We start from the raw sequence: 17,015 nt of genomic DNA, 5'->3' as shown, positions 1-17,015 counted from the left end.
TCCGTAAGGGCCGTGACGAGCCGGACTCGTTGGTCAAGGCGCTGGCGGTGGCCGGCCCGGACTGGGTGAAGGTGTTCCCCGGTGCCCGGCGTATCGAACTGCCCACCTACGCCTTCCAACACCAGCGTTTTTGGCCCACCGGACGCCCCGACCTCGCCGGAAACTTGAGTGCCGCCGGTCTTCGCCCCGGCGGCCATCCGCTGATCGGCGCCGAGGTGACCGCCGCCCGCTCGGACGACACACTCTTCACCGGTCACCTTGACCCGGTCGCCCATCCGTGGATGGCCGACCACCTCGTGCACGGAGCAACCGTCCTGCCCGGCAGCGCCCTGGTCGAGCTCGCGCTGCACGCCGGTCGCCGGCTCGGCTGCGGCCTGCTGGACGACCTCACCATCGAACGGCCCCTGACCCTGCCGGGAGACGTCCAGATCACCGTCTCCCCGGTGGACCCGGACGGCCGGCGGACCGTCACGCTCCACTCCGCCTCGGACGACGGTTGGATCCGCCACGCCACTGGAACTCTCGCCGTGGCCGCCCCGGCGACCGGCGACATGCCGCTGGCTGACTGGCCGCCGGTGGACGCCGACGAGGTGCCTCTGGACGGCTGGTACGACAACCTCGCCGAGACCGGGCTCCGGTACGGCCCCATCTTCCGTGGCTTGCGCCGGGCATGGCGGCGGGGCGGCGACGTCTACGCCGAGGTTGCTCTGAACGCCAGTGTGGACGGTTACGGGATTCATCCCGCTCTTCTCGACGCCGCCCTGCATTCGATCCCCTTGCTCGACGGCGACGGCGACGGCGACGCCCGGCTGCCGTTCGTGTGGAGCGGTGTCCAAGTGCTGTCCGGCCAGGCCACCACCGCCCGCGTCCGCATCACCCGGGCCGGCAGCGGCGTCACATTGCTGCTGGCGGACGAGACCGGCCGGGCCATGGTCACCGTCGACTCGCTCGACCTGCGGTCGGCCACCGTGCCAGTGTCACGGCGCGCACCGCTGTTCGCGGTCGACCTGGTTCCGGCGGTGGCCGTGCCGTTCGACGGTGAGGTCTACCGGGCGGGAACCCTCCCCGAGGTGCTGGCTCGGCTCCAGGAGGCGGTGGCAGGCGAAGGACAGCTCGCCGTCGTGATCAGCGGAGACCTGGCACAGGCGCCGGTACGCGGGCTGGTGCGGTCGGCGCAGTCGGAGCATCCCGGCCGGTTCGTACTCGTCGACACCGATGGCGAGATCCTGGTCGCGGACGGCGAACCCGAGGTGGTGGTTCGTGACGGCTCCGTACGCGTGCCCCGCCTGGTTTCCGCCGTTGGGCCCGGACGTCCCGTTCCGGCCGGCACCGTGCTGGTCACCGGTGGCACCGGTGCGCTCGGCGCCGCCGTGTGCGAGTGGCTGACCGCTCGCGGGGCCGACGTGGTCCCGGTGAGCCGCAGCGGCCCGTACCCCTGCGACGTGACCGACCGGGCTCAGGTCGAAGCGCTCGTCGCGCGCATTCCGAACCTGACCGGCGTTGTCCATGCGGCAGGCGTCCTGGACGACGGTGTGCTCGAGGCGATGACGCCGGAACGCCTCGACGCCGTCATGCGGGTCAAAGCGGACGGCGCCTGGAACCTGCATCGGGCGACCGAACACCTCGATCTAGACATGTTCGTCCTCTTCTCCTCGGCCGCCGGTCTCTTCGGCACGGCAGGCCAAGCCAATTACGCGGCCGCCAACTCGTACCTGGACGAACTCGCGGTGTTCCGCCGGAGCCGGGGACTACCCGGGCTCTCCCTCGCCTGGGGCGGCTGGACCCTCGGCATGGCCGGCGAGGCCGAGCGGCTTCGTATGGCACGGGCCGGATTCCCGCCGCTCAGCGCCGACCGCGGGCTTGCCGCGTTCGGCGCCGCGCTCGGGAGCGACCGCCCGGTGCTCGTGCCGATCGAACTGGACCTGCCGGTGCTTCGGCGGAACGCCCCGGTCGTGCCTTTGCTGAGCACGCTGGTGCCGGACTCACGGCTACGAGCGGCGGCGGCACACCGGGGGCGGCCGGCGGGCACGGAAGCCGCACTGGCACTGGTGCGTGAGCAGGCCGCCGCGGTACTCGGCCACGGTGGCGCGGACGCCATCGGCGCGGACCAGGCATTCACGGACCTGGGCTTCGACTCGTTGACCGCGGTGGAGCTGCGCAACCGGCTCGGTACGGCCACCGGCTTGCGGCTTCCCGCCACCCTTGTCTTCGACCACCCGACCCCGGCAGCGCTCGCCCGTCACCTGACCGGGGAACCCGCTGCCGGCAGGGACTTCACCGTCGTCACCGGGACGCCGCAAGACGAGCCGATCGCGATCGTGGGGATGTCGTGTCGGTATCCGGGTGGGGTGAGTTCGCCGCAAGGTTTGTGGGATCTGGTGGTTCGGGGTGGGGACGGGATCACGCCGTTCCCTCGGGACCGGGGGTGGGATCTGCGGGATCTCTATGGTGCGGATGCGGGTTCTGACGGCCGTTCGGACACGGTCGAGGGTGGTTTCCTGCACGATGCGGCGCAGTTTGATGCGGCGTTCTTTGGGATCAGTCCGCGTGAGGCTTTGGCGATGGATCCGCAGCAGCGGTTGTTGTTGGAGGCGTCGTGGGAGGCGTTCGAGTCGGCCGGTATTGATCCGGCTGTTCTGCGGGGTTCGTCGACGGGTGTGTTCGCCGGCTTGATGTACCACGACTATGCGGCTCGTCCGGTGGATGTTCCGGCTGGGGTGGAGGCGTTCATCGGGCTGGGCAACAACGGCAGTATCGCGTCGGGTCGGGTGGCGTACACGTTCGGGCTGGAAGGTCCTGCCGTCACGGTGGATACCGCCTGTTCGTCGTCGCTTGTCGCCCTGCACTGGGCGGTGCAGGCGTTGCGCTCGGGTGAGTGTTCGATGGCGCTTGCGGGTGGTGTGACGGTGATGGCCACGCCGACGACGTTCGCCGAGTTCAGTCGTCAGCGGGGTCTGTCGTTCGACGGCCGGTGCAAGTCGTTCAGTGCCTCCGCGGACGGCACCGGCTGGTCCGAAGGTGTGGGCATGCTGCTGGTGGAGCGGCTGTCGGACGCGCGGCGCAACGGTCACCCGGTCCTGGCCGTGGTTCGTGGTTCGGCGGTGAACCAGGACGGTGCTTCCAACGGCCTGACGGCACCGAACGGTCCGTCGCAGCAGCGGGTGATCCGGCAGGCCCTCGCCAACGCCGGTGTGGCTGCGACCGAGATCGATGTGGTGGAGGCGCACGGCACCGGTACAACACTGGGTGACCCGATCGAGGCACAGGCACTGCTCGCCACCTATGGGCAGGACCGGGACGGCCGGCCGTTGCGGCTCGGCTCGGTCAAGTCGAATATCGGGCACACGCAGGCCGCGGCCGGTGTGGCTGGTGTGATCAAGATGGTGCAGGCGATGCGGCACGGTGTGATGCCGCGCACCTTGCATGTGGATGAGCCGACCCCGCACGTGGACTGGTCGGCCGGTGCGGTGGAGCTGCTGACGGAGCCGGTCGAGTGGCAGGTGCAGGACAGACCTCGTCGGGCGGCGGTGTCATCGTTCGGGATCAGTGGCACGAACGCGCACGTGATCTTGGAGCAGGGTCCGGGTGTGGAGGCACCGGAGCTCCCGTCCGGGGTGCCGCATCAGGGGCCGGTGCCGTGGCTGGTTTCTGCGAAGTCCGCGGAGGCGTTGGCGGCGCAGGTGCAGCGGTTGGCCGTGTTGGATGCTGATGCTGTTGATGTCGGGTTCTCGTTGGCTACGACGCGGGCGTTGTTGCCGTATCGGGCTGTGGTGACTGATGTGTCGGCGCCGTTGGATGTCGTGCGGGTGGCTGACGGCAAGCTGGGTGTGTTGTTCCCGGGTCAGGGTGCGCAGTTCGCCGGCATGGGTGAGGGCTTGTATCGGGCGTATCCGGTTTTCGCGGCCGTGTATGACGAGGTGGTCGCGGCGTTCGGGTTCGATATCGATGCCGCGAGGCTGGACGAGACGCGGTTCACTCAGGCGGCGTTGTTCGCGGTTGAGGTGGCCACGTTCCGGTTGTTGCAGTCGTGGGGGGTGCGCCCGGATCTGTTGCTGGGGCATTCGATCGGTGAGCTGGCCGCCGCGCACGTGGCCGGACTGTGGTCGCTGGCGGATGCGGTGAAGGTGGTCGCGGCCCGAGGCAGTCTGATGCAGGCGCTGCCGTCGGGTGGGGCGATGGTGGCTGTCGCCGCGACCGAGGACGAGGTGATCGCGCGGCTTGTTGATGGGGTGTCGATCGCGGCGGTCAACGGCCCGCAGGCGGTGGTGATCTCCGGTGATGAGGATGCCGTGCTGGCGGTGGCGGCCGGGTTCGACAAGACGCGGCGGTTGCGGGTCAGTCATGCGTTCCATTCGGCGCGTATGGAGCCGATGCTGCGGGACTTCGCCGCCGTCCTGGAAGGCATCGATTTCGAGATGCCGTCGTTGGGCTGGATCTCGAATGTGACCGGTGAGCCGGTCGGTGTCGAGGTGATGGACCCGGAGTACTGGGTGCGGCAGGTCCGCCAGCCCGTCCGGTTCGCCGACGGCCTGGCCGCGATGCGTGCCGCCGGGGTGACCCGTTTCGTCGAGGTGGGCCCGTCGGGTGCGCTGACCGCTCACGTCGACGGGGTGTGTCTGCCCACGATCCGTAAGGGCCGTGACGAGCCGGACTCGTTGGTCAAGGCGCTGGCGGTGGCCGGCCCGGACTGGGTGAAGGTGTTCCCCGGTGCCCGGCGTATCGAACTGCCCACCTACGCCTTCCAACACCAGCGCTACTGGCTCGACGACGGCCTGCGCATGACTGACCCCCAGGGCCTCGGACTCGAGCCCGCCGAGCACCCGATGCTCGCCGCCGCCGTCCGGTCCGTCCACTCCGGCGAACTGCTGCTCACGGGCCGGCTGTCCTCCGACGCGTACCCCTGGCTGGCCGATCACGTCGTCCGGGGAACTGTCTTGGTTCCCGCGGCCGTTCTCGTCGAGCTGGTGTTGCACGCGGGACAGCACACCGGACACGGCGCGCTTGCCGAACTCACTGTCGAGGCGCCGTTGCCGCTCCCCGCCGGCCGCACGGTGTGGATCCAGGTCACCAGCACCCAGGGCGCCGACCCCGACTGCCGCGAGGTCCGGCTGCACGCCCGCTATGACGATGCCGACTGGACCACGCACGCCACCGGCACACTGACCCGTGCGGTGTCGGTCGACGCCGAGACAGCCGGCGCCTGGCCGCCTCCCGGCGCTGCCGCACTCGACGTCGGCGCGGTCTACGACGACCTGGACGCCCGGGGCCTCACCTACGGACCCGCGCTGCAGGGCCTGCAGCAGGTCTGGCAGCACGGCGACGATGTGTACGCGGAGGTCGCTCTCGCCGACGAGCACGACCCCGCCGGCTACGGCATCCATCCGGCGCTGCTCGACGCCGCCCTGCACGCGCTCGCCGCCGGTGCCGGGGGTGACGCGGCCGGCATGCCGTTCGCCTGGACCGGCGTGACGCTGACCGGGACCCCCGGACGCGTCGCCCGGGTGCACCTGGCGGCCGCCGGTTCCGGTCGATCGCTGCGGCTCATGGACGAGACCGGGCAGCAGGTGCTCACCGTCGGCTCATTGCTGGTCCGCCCCGTGCCGGCGGCGGCGCCGGCCGACTCGGAGACCGGGCTTCTCCAGGTGGTCTGGGAACCGCCGGCCGCGCCGGAGGCGCGGGATGGCGAGGTGACGCGATACGACGTCGCCGCCGGCACCGGCGATGTCGTCGCCGACACGCACGCGGCGACCGCGGCCGTGCTGGCGGCCGTGCGGCAACACGTCACGGCCGCGGGCACACTCGCGGTGGTGACCCGAGGCGCGACCGACGGCACCGACCCGGCTCACGCCGCCGTCTGGGGTCTGGTGCGCACCGCCCAGTCCGAGCACCCGGGCCGGTTCATGCTTATCGACATCGATGTGACAAACGCCTCCGACGAGGCGGTCACCCGCTGCCTGGGTCTGGCCGAGGACCAGATGGCGGTACGGGCCGGTGAGATCCACACGCCGCGGCTGAGGCCGGCCGCCGGCGCTGGTGCACCTCGGCTCGCCGACCCGGACGGCACCGTCCTGATCACCGGAGCCGGTGGTGCGCTCGCCGGAACCGTTGCCAGGCATCTCGCGGCCCACGGCGCGAGAAGGTTTCTGCTGCTCAGCCGACGCGGCCCGGCAGCACCCGGTGCAGATGCGCTCACTGCGGAACTGACCGCGCTCGGCGCGCAGGTGACGGCCATGGCCTGCGATGTGTCCGACCGCGCCAGCCTGGCCGAGGCCGTCTCCGGGCAGCGTCTGACCGGCGTGATCCACGCGGCCGGCGTACTCGACGACGGCGTGCTCGACGCGATGACCCCGGAGCGGCTGACCGGCGTCCTGCGGCCCAAGGCGGACGGCGCCTGGCTGCTGCACGAGGTGGCCGGCGACGTACCGATGTTCGTGCTGTTCTCGTCACTGGCCGGGACCGTTGGCTCGCCGGGGCAGGCGAACTATGCCGCCGCGAACGCGTTCCTGGACGGCCTTGCCGAGCACCGCCGCCGGCAAGGGCTGGCCGCCTCGTCGGTGGCGTGGGGGCCGTGGGCGGGCAGCGGCATGGCCGGTCGGCTCGACGGCGCGGAAAGCCGGCGCATGGCGCGCGGCGGGGTGGTCCCGCTCACCGACGAGAAGGCGCTCGCCCTGTTCGACGCGGCTCTGCGGTTCGGTGACGGCGCCACGGTCGCCGTCGGACTGGACCGTGCGGCGCTGCGCAGACGGTCGGCGGCCGACCGGATCCCGGCACTGTTGCGCAGCCTGGTCCCAGATCGCCGGCGCCGTACCGGCACGAGGCCGGTCGGTGACGGACGCGCACTGGCCGAGCGGCTGATCGGACTGGACCCGGCGCAACGTGTGCCGGCCCTGACCGCGCTGGTCCGCACCGAGGCGGCGGCCGTGCTGGGCCACGCCGACGCCGGCACGATCGGCGAGCGGGACGCGTTCAGCGAACTCGGCTTCGACTCGCTCGCCGCCGTCGAACTGCGTAACCGGCTGGACGCGGCGACCGGACTGCGGTTGTCCGCCAGCACCGTCTTCGACCATCCCAGCCCGCACGCGCTCGCGACCGAGCTTGCCGTGCTGCTCACCCCAGCCCTGACCGGGCCGTCGGTGCTCACCGAGATCGAGCGGCTGGCGGCGGCACTCGCCCGGATGCCGATCACCGGCGACGACGAACGGCACGAGGTCGGCACCCGCCTCAACGCGCTGGTCACCCGATGGAACGAGGTGGCCGGGGCGGCCGTGGAGCCGGCCGTGGCCGACCGGATCGACAGCGCCTCCGACGACGAACTCTTCGATCTCATCGACAAGAAACTCGGCAGGTCTTGATGGCGAACGAGGACAGGCTCCGCGAATACCTGCGTAAGGTCACCACCGAGCTGCACGCGACCGGTGACCGGCTGCGTGAGATCGAGGAGAAGCGGCGCGAGCCCATCGCGGTGGTGGCGATGAGCTGCCGCTATCCCGGCGGTGTCGGTTCGCCGGAGGACCTGTGGCGGCTGGCCGAGAGCGGCACCGACGCGATCGACGCGTTCCCGGCGGACCGCGGCTGGGACCCGAACGTGGTCGATCCGGCGCTGAGCCGGCCGGACACCACCTACACCGGCGCCGGTGGATTCCTGTCCGGCGCGGCGGACTTCGACCCGGGGCTGTTCAAGATCTCACCGCACGAGGCCTTGGCGATGGACCCGCAGCAGCGGCTGCTCCTGGAGGCTTCCTGGGAGGTGTTCGAACGGGCCGGGATCGACCCGCAATCGGTACGCGGCCGGCAGATCGCCGTGTTCGCCGGCGTGATGTACCACAACCACGCGGCGGGTCTGGGCGAGGTGCCCGAAGGGGTCGAGGCGCACCTGGGAACCGGCAGCGCCAGCAGCATCCTTTCCGGCCGGGTCGCGTACGCCTTCGGCCTGGAAGGGCCGGCCGTCACCGTCGACACCGCGTGCTCGTCCTCGCTGGTCGCGCTGCACCTCGCCGTGCAGGCGCTGCGCAACGACGAGTGCACGCAGGCCCTGGCGGCCGGCGTGACGGTGATGACCACTCCCGGGGCGTTCGTGGAGTACAGCAAGCAGGGCGCCCTCGCCCGCGACGGCCGGTGCAAGGCGTTCGGCGCCGGCGCGGACGGGATGGGCTGGTCCGAGGGCGTCGGTGTGCTGCTGCTCGAACGGCTCTCCGACGCACGCCGGCACGGTCATCAGGTGCTCGCCGTGATCCGCGGGTCTGCGGTGAACTCGGACGGTGCCTCCAACGGGCTGACCGCCCCGAACGGCCCGTCCCAGCAGCGGGTGATCCGCCGGGCGCTCGCCGACGCCGGACTGTCCGCCGTCGAGGTCGACGCGGTGGAGGCGCACGGCACCGGCACCCGCCTGGGCGACCTGATCGAGTCACAGGCGCTGATGGCCACGTACGGCCAGGACCGCACCGAGCCGCTCTACCTCGGCACCGTGAAGTCGAACCTTGGGCATGCGCAGGCCGCGTCCGGTGTGGCCGGGGTGATCAAAACGGTGATGGCAATCCGGCACGGCCGGCTCGCGCCCACCCTGCACGCCGCCGAGCCGTCGCCGCGAATCGACTGGACCGAGGGATCGGTCGAGCTGCTCACCTCCGGTCGGGACTGGCCGTCTACCGGGCGACCGCGCCGGGCCGGTGTGTCCTCCTTCGGCATGAGTGGCACCAATGTCCACGTCATCGTCGAGCAGGCGCCCGCCGACGAGCCCGCACCCGGACCGGCGCAGCCGTCCGGGCGGTTGCCCTACGTGTTGTCCGGCAAGACTCCGCAAGCACTGCGCGACCAGGCCGCCCGGCTCCTCGAGCATCTCGGCGCCACCCCGGACGCGGCACCGGCCGATGTGGCCTGGTCGCTGGCGACCACCCGCGCCAAACTTGACCACCGTGCCGCGGTGGTCACCGACGATGCGGCCGAGCTCCGCTCCGCCTTGAGCGCCCTGATCGCCGACGAGTCCACGCCGGCACTGGTCCGCGGCACGGCTCCGGCCACCATCGGGCCCGGCCCGGTGTTCGTCTTCCCCGGCCAGGGCTCGCACTGGCCCGGCATGGCAGCAGGCCTGCTGGACGTGTCGCCGGTCTTCGCCGAAAGCATCCGCGACTGCGCCCGTGCTCTCGAACCATATGTCGACTGGTCCCTGACAGGTGTGCTGCGCGAGACCTCCGGCGCGCCGGGCCTCGACCGCGTCGACGTTGTCCAGCCGGCCCTGTGGGCGGTGCTTGTCTCACTGGCCCGGGTGTGGCGCTCGTACGGCGTACACCCCGCAGCCGTGGTCGGTCATTCGCAGGGTGAGATCGCCGCGGCCTGCGTGGCCGGGGCGCTCACGCTCGACGACGGGGCGCGCGTGGTCGCACTGCGAAGCAGGGCGCTGCGGGCGATCGCCGGCCGCGGCGGCATGTTGTCCGTCGTCGACACCGAGCACAACGTGCGGGAACGCATCCGGGGTCATGGGGAACGGCTGTCCATCGCCGCGGTCAACGGCCCTCGCTCAGTGGTGGTCTCCGGGGACGCGGACGCCCTCCGCGACCTCGAACGAGAGCTGTCCCGAGCTCGAGTGATGCGCTGGGCGGTGCCCGGCACCGACTTCGCCGCCCACTCGGCGCACATCGACGATATTCGTGACGAGCTCGGACGGGTCCTGGCCGGCCTCAGTCCCGGGCCGTCGACGATCCCCTTCTACTCCGCGACGGTCGGGGACCGGGTCGACGGCGACACCCTGGACGGCGGCTACTGGTACCGCAACCTGCGTGGCACGGTACGGTTCGACGCCGCTACCCGTTCTTTGCTGCGGGACGGCTACCTGGCGTTCATCGAGTCCAGTCCACACCCCGCGCTGGCCCTCGGGCTGGCCGAGACGTTCATCGGCGCCGGCAGCCCGGCCGCCGCGATCGGCACGCTGCGCCGCGACGAGGACGCAGCACGCCGCCTGGCGCTGTCGGTCGCGGAGGCGTTCGCTCACGGCATCACCGTCGACTGGGCCGCCGTGTTCGCCGGCCGCGAGCCGCAGCGGACGGTGCTGCCGACATACGCGTTCCAGCACCGGCGGTTCTGGTTGGACGCCGCCCGACCGGAGCGGCATGGCCCGGATACCGACACCTGGCGTTACCGGGTCGGCTGGCGGCCGGTCGACATCCCGGACGACGCCGCTCTCCCGGACCGCTGGCTGGTGGTCGCGCCCGCCGGCCTGGAGCAGAACCTGCTACCGGACGCCCGTACTGTCCTGGTGGGCCCCGGCGACGACCGGGAACAGATCGCCGCCGCCGTGACCGCCGGTGAAGCGCCGATCGGAGTACTGTCCCTGCTCGCCCTCGACGATCACGCCGGGCCGGACGGTCCCGCCGTGCCGGCCGGCTTTGGCATGCAGGTCCGGCTGGCCCAGGCCCTGGGCGACGCCGGGGTGCGCGCTCCGCTCTGGATCGCCACCCGAGGCGCGGTCGCGGCCGGCGCCGGCGATGCGGTCGCCGCCCCCGGCCAGGCGTTGGCCTGGGGATTCGGCGGTGTCCTCGGTGCCGAGGCCCCGGACCGCTGGGGTGGCCTGGTCGACCTGCCCGCGGCCTTCGACGATACCGCCGCCGCCCGGCTGCGCGGCGTGCTCGCCGGTACCCATCAGGAGAACCAGCTGGCCGTACGCGCCGACGGTGTGTATGCCCGGCGGCTGACCCGGGCACCCTGGGGCACGGCTGCCGAACCGGCACGCTTCGCCCCGCGTGGCACCACCCTGATTACCGGCGGCACCGGCGCCCTCGGCTCGCACGTCGCTCGCAGGCTGGCTCGCAACGGTGCCGAGCACCTGCTTCTGATCAGCCGGCGGGGCGCGGATTCGCCCGGCGCCGCAGCCCTGGCCGACGAGCTGACCGCCCTCGGCGCCGAGGTCACCATCACCGCCTGCGACGCCGCCGACCGCGGGCAGCTGGCCGATCTGCTGGCCGGCGTTCCCGGTCACCGGCCTGTCACCGCGGTGCTGCACACCGCGGCGGCGCTGGACGACGCCCTGATCGACCGGCTTACGCCGGAACAACTCGACCGGGCGTTGCAGGCCAAGGTGACGGCCGCGGCGAACCTGCACGAGCTGACGCGGGACCTCGACCTCGAGGCGTTCGTGCTCTTCTCCTCGATCGGCGGCCTGTTCGGTGTACCCGGGCAGGGCAGCTACGGTCCTGGCAACGCCTACCTCGACGCGCTCGCGCAGCACCGCCGGGCCGCCGGCCTGCCCGCGGTCAGCGTCGCCTGGGGCCACTGGGCCGGAGGCGGCATCGGGGCGGGCGACGTCGAGGACACCTTCGCCCGGCTTGGTCTGCGGGCCATGGACCCGGCGCTCACCGTCCGGATCCTGGACCAGGCCGTCGAAGCGCAGGACACCACCCTGGTCGTGGTCGACCTCGACTGGACCCGGATCGCCACCGCCGAACCGCAGCCGCTGGTCCGGGACCTGCCCGAGGCCTACCGGGCGGCTGATCCCGCCGCCGCGCAGCCGGTGCGCCCGGTTGCGGACCCGGCGCTCGCCCTCGACCTGGTCCGCCGCGAGGCGGCCGCACTTCTCGGACACGACTCCCCGGCCACCCTGTCACCGCACCGTTCCTTCCAGGATCTCGGCTTCACCTCGCTCACCTCGCTGGAACTACGCAACCGGCTCGCCGCGCGTACCGGGCTGACCCTGCCGGCCACGTTGATCTTCGACCATCCCACCGTCGCCCAGCTCGCGGAGTTCCTGCGCGAGCAGGCAGGCGGCGATCGGCCCACCCCGGTCGCCGGCACGGCGCACGCTGCCGGTGATCCGCTCGCGATCGTCGGGATGAGCTGCCGTTTCCCCGGTGGGGCTGACACACCGGAAGACCTGTGGCGGATGCTTGTCGACGGTGTCGACGCGGTCACCGGCTTCCCCACCGACCGCGGCTGGGACCTGCGCGGCCTCTACCACCCCGACCCCGGACACGACGGCACCTCCTACGTCGCCGAGGGTGCCTTCCTGCACGGCGCGGCCGACTTCGACCCGGAATTGTTCGGCATCAGCCCGCGCGAGGCCCTCGCGATGGATCCGCAGCAGCGGCTGCTCCTGGAGACCGCGTGGGAGGCGTTGGAGCGGGCCGGTATCGCGCCGCGGTCGCTGCGCGGGTCCCGCACCGGCGTCTTCGCCGGCACCAACGGCCAGGACTACAGCCAAGTCCTACTGCGCTCGGAGGACCCGGTCGGCGGTCACATCGCGACCGGCAGTTCGGCCAGCGTGCTCAGCGGCCGCATCGCCTACACCTTCGGTCTGGAGGGGCCGGCCGTCACGGTCGACACCGCCTGCTCGTCCTCGCTTGTCGCGCTGCACCTGGCGGGCCAGTCGCTGCGGTCCGGCGAATGCTCCCTGGCACTCGTCGGTGGCGTCACGGTGACCTGCACCCCGGGTGTCTTCATCGAGTTCTCCCGCCAGCGCGGACTGGCGCCGGACGGGCGGTGCAAAGCCTTCGCGGACGCTGCCGACGGCACGGGCTGGGGGGAAGGCGCGGGCGTGCTCGTCGTCGAGCGGCTCTCCGACGCTCTCGCCGCCGGTCACCGAATTCTGGCGGTGGTCCGCGGCTCCGCGGTGAACTCCGACGGCGCCTCCAACGGGCTCACCGCGCCCAACGGTCCCGCGCAGCAGCGGGTGATCGAGCAGGCCCTGTCCGCGGCCGGCCTCACTCCGGACGCGGTCGACGTGGTCGAGGGCCACGGCACCGGAACCACGCTCGGCGACCCGATCGAGGCGCAGGCGCTCCTCGCCACCTACGGCCGCGACCGCGGGACACCGCTACATCTCGGCTCGATCAAATCGAACATCGGGCACACCCAGGCGGCAGCCGGCGTCGCCGGGATCATCAAGATGGTGCTCGCCATGCGGCACGGCATCGTCCCGCCGACGCTGCACGTCGACCACGCGTCGTCGCACGTGGACTGGTCATCCGGCGCCATCACCCTGCCCAGCTCAGCGGTGGGCTGGCCGGAGCGGGCCCGGCCGCGGCGGGCCGGCGTCTCCTCGTTCGGTATCAGCGGAACCAACGCACACGTCATCCTGGAGCAGGCGCCGGAGATGCCGCAGGCTGCGCCCGCCGCTGCGCCGCCCCGGCCGGTCCTGCTGCTCTCGGGTCACTCGGCGGCGGCCCTCGACGCCCAAGGCGACCGGCTCGACGCCCACCTGGCCGCCGGCGCCGATCCCGTCGCCGTAGCCCGCGCGCTGGCCACCACCCGCTCCCACTTGGAGCATCGGGAGGCACGTCTGGCTGACCGCCGAATCCGCGGCATCGCCAGACCCGGCGGGCTCGCCGCGCTCTTCGCTGGTCAGGGCACCCAGCGCCTCGCCATGGGGCGGCCCTTGCATGCGGCCTTCCCGGTCTTCGCCACCGCGTGGGACGCCGTCTGCGCGGAACTGGACCGGAACCTCGACCGTCCGCTCGCCGAGGTGGTCAACGGCGACGCCGCCGCGCTCGACCGCACCGAGTACAGCCAGCCCGCCCTCTTCGCGCTCGAGGTCGCCCTGTACCAGCTGCTCGAGTCGTACGGGATCACCCCCGACTGCCTGCTCGGACACTCCGTCGGCGAGCTGGCCGCCGCGCATGTCGCCGGGGTGCTGTCCCTGCCGGACGCGGCAGCCGTTGTCGCGGCCCGTGGGCAGCTCATGCAGCGACTACCGGCCGGCGGAACGATGATCTCCGTGTCGGCCGCTGAGGAAGAGATCGTCCCGTTCCTCACCGAGGGCGTCTCGGTCGCCGCGGTCAACGGTCCCCGGGCGGTCGTCCTCTCCGGTGACGAAGAGGCCGTCACCGCGGTCGCTGCGCGCTTCGGCAAAACCCGGCGGCTGCGGGTGAGCCATGCGTTCCACTCGGCGCGGATGGACGGCATGCTCGACGACTTCCGTGCCGTCGTCGGCTCGGTCGAGCTGCACGAGCCGCGGCTGCCGATCATCTCCACGCTGACCGGCTCCCTGCTGACCGAGGCCACCGACCCGGAGTACTGGGTACGCCAGGTGCGTCACGCGGTCCGTTTCGGCGAGGCGGTCGGCGCGGCACACGCGACGGGTGCCCGTACCTTCCTCGAACTGGGCCCGGACGGCACCCTCACCGCTCTCGCCCAGGACACCGTCTCCGACCCGGAGGCCGGTTTCGTGCCGGCGTTGCGCAAGGAAGGCGCGGACGACGAAAGCCTGATGGCGGCGCTGGCCGGGTTGCACGTCCGCGGCGTGGCCGTGGACTGGCCCGGCTGTCTGGGTGCCGCCGGCATCCCGGCCGAACTGCCCACGTACGCGTTCCAGCGCCGGCGCTTCTGGCCCATCCTGCCGGCCGCTCCCGGCACGGGGCTGCGGTATCGAGTCGACTGGACGCCCCTGGACCTGCCGGTGACGCCTGCCGCCGGCGCCTGGCGCGTCCCGCCCGGCCTCGCGGACGCGCTGCGCGGGCGTGGCCTGGCCGTCGCCGGTGACGGTCCGGTCGCCGGGGTGCTCTGCTGCCCCACCGACCCCGCCGAACTGCTCGACGCGGTACGTCGTGCGGACGCGCCGGTCTGGTGTGTCACCTGGGGATCAGGTGCCGCCCAGGCTGCTGTTCAGGGTTTCGGCCGGGTTGTCGCTCTGGAACAGCCCACCCGCTGGGGTGGGTCGATCGAGATGCCTGAGGAGCCGGACGAGCTGGCGTACGACCGCCTCTGCGCCGCACTCGGCGGTGCCGAGGATCAGATCACCGTACGGGACACCGGAGTGCACGCCCGGCGCCTCGTCCCCGCCGACGACACGCCGGTGGCGCCGTGGCAGCCGACCGGCACCCTGCTGATCTCCGGCGGGACCGGTGCACTCGGCGGGGCCGTCGCGCGCTGGGCCACCGGTGTGGATCACCTCGTGCTGGTCAGCCGCCGTGGCCTGGAGGCGCCCGGTGCGGTCGCGCTGCGGGACGAGATCGCCGCCCGCGGTGCCCGCGTCACGGTGGCGGCCTGCGACGTGCAGGACCGGGGCGCGGTGCAGGACCTGCTGAACTCCCTGGACGAGCCGGTGCACGCCGTGGTGCACGCGGCCGGGGTCGCCCACCTCACCCCACTCGACGAACTCAGCGCCGGCGAGATCGACGAGGTGATGGCCGGCAAGGTCAGGGGAGCCGTCAACCTCTCCGAGGCGCTGCCGGACGTGGACGCCTTCGTCCTGTTCTCGTCGATCGCCAGCACCTGGGGTGGCGGTGGGCAGGCTGCCTACGCGGCCGCCAATGCGGCCCTCGAAGCGCTCGCCGAGGACCGCAGACGCCGCGGTCAGGCCGCCACCGCGATCGCGTGGGGGCCCTGGGACGCGGGCATGACCGGTGACGCACCGGCCGGTGAGCTGAGCCGCCGCGGGCTGGTCCCGATGCCGCCCGCGACAGCCCTCGATGCACTGGCCGGCGCGGTCGGCCGGGACGACACCGTCGTCACCGTCGCGGACGTCGACTGGGATCGCTTCCTTCCCGCTTTCACCGCGCGGCGCCGTAGCCCGCTGCTGCAGGGGCTGGCCGCCCCCGCGCCGGCGCCGGCCGGAAGTCCAGCCGCAGCCGTGTCCACCAGCCTCGACGCCCTGCTGCACCTGGTCCGACAGGAGGCCGCCGCCGTGCTCGGGCACCGGAGCATCGACGAGGTGGCTGCCGGGCGTGCCTTTCACGACGCCGGGTTCGACTCGCTGACCGCGGTCGAGCTACGCAACCGGCTGACCGCCGCTACCGGCCTGTCACTGGCGTCCACCGTCGTCTTCGACCATCCGGAACCGGCCGCACTCGCCGCACATCTGCACGCCGAGCTGGGCGGCACCGGCGCGGCCGAGGCGGCCACCGCGCCGCGCCCGGACGACACCGACCCGATCGTGCTGGTCGGCATGGCGTGCCGGCTGCCCGGCGAGATCCACGACCCGGACGACCTCTGGCGGCTGCTCGCCGCGGACGGCGACGCGATCGGGCCGCTGCCCACCGACCGCGGATGGCGCCTCGACGAGGCCGGCGCTTACACCACGGCCGGGGGGTTCCTGCCCGGGGCCGCCGGCTTCGACGCCGACTTCTTCGGGATCAGCCCACGCGAGGCCCTGGCCATGGATCCGCAGCAGCGACTCGTCCTGGAATCGTCCTGGGAGGCCTTGGAACGCGCCGGCATCGACCCCGGCGCGCTGCGCGGCAGCGAGACTGGCGTCTTCGTGGGTGCGGCCGCCCTCGGGTACGGCTCCGGCCTCGACGGTGCGGAACAGGGCGTCGGCGGCCATCTGCTGACCGGCAGCGCGACAAGCGTCCTGTCCGGGCGCATCGCGTACGCGCTCGGCCTGCGGGGCCCGGCCATGACGCTCGACACCGCGTGCTCGTCGTCGCTGGTGGCGCTGCATCTCGCCGGGCAGTCACTGCGCGCCGGGGAGTGCTCCCTGGCGCTGGTCGGCGGTGTGGCAGTGATGGCCACCGTCGACACGCTCCGCGAGTTCGGCAGGCAGGGCGGCCTCGCGCCGGACGGCCGGTGCAAGTCGTTCAGTGCGTCGGCGGATGGTACGGGCTGGTCCGAGGGTGTGGGGATGCTCGTGGTGGAGCGGCTCTCGGACGCGCAGCGCAACGGTCATCCGGTGCTGGCGGTGGTTCGCGGTAGTGCGGTGAATCAGGATGGTGCGTCGAACGGTTTGACGGCGCCGAATGGTCCGTCGCAGCAGCGGGTGATCCGGCAGGCTCTCGCCAACGCCGGTTTGGCTCCGGCCGAGGTTGATGTGGTGGAGGCGCACGGCACGGGGACGACGTTGGGTGATCCGATCGAGGCGCAGGCGCTTCTCGCTACGTATGGGCAGGACCGTGAGCGGCCGTTGCGGCTGGGGTCGGTGAAGTCGAATATCGGGCACACGCAAGCAGCCGCGGGCACCATCGGCGTGATCAAGATGGTGCAGGCGATGCGGCATGGTGTGATGCCGCGCACGTTGCATGTGGATGAGCCGACTCCGCAGGTGGATTGGGAGTCGGGTGCGGTGGAGTTGTTGACTGAGCCGGTCGAGTGGCAGG

At 72.3% G+C, this 17,015-nt stretch carries 2 protein-coding genes and 1 pseudogene; all 3 read left to right on the top strand.

What is annotated here, in order from left to right; genetic code table 11:
- The first annotated feature begins 29 nt into the window (after positions 1-29).
- Complete coding sequence (locus LPA41_RS40560) at positions 30-7,352, top strand: type I polyketide synthase (RefSeq protein WP_229076820.1); 7,323 nt, start codon at positions 30-32, stop codon at positions 7,350-7,352.
- Positions 7,241-11,677: pseudogene (locus tag LPA41_RS43485) on the top strand (SDR family NAD(P)-dependent oxidoreductase); the annotation flags it as partial. The gene LPA41_RS40560 and the pseudogene LPA41_RS43485, both read left to right, overlap by 112 nt.
- Positions 11,678-11,692: 15 nt before the next feature.
- A partial coding sequence (locus LPA41_RS43480) for an SDR family NAD(P)-dependent oxidoreductase (protein WP_374238281.1) occupies positions 11,693-17,015 on the top strand: 5,323 nt, incomplete at its 3' end.

Origin of the sequence: Actinoplanes sp. DH11, assembly GCF_020873875.1 — a bacterium.
GTDB lineage: Bacteria > Actinomycetota > Actinomycetes > Mycobacteriales > Micromonosporaceae > Actinoplanes.
This window is presented reverse-complemented; position numbering and strand designations above follow the sequence as displayed.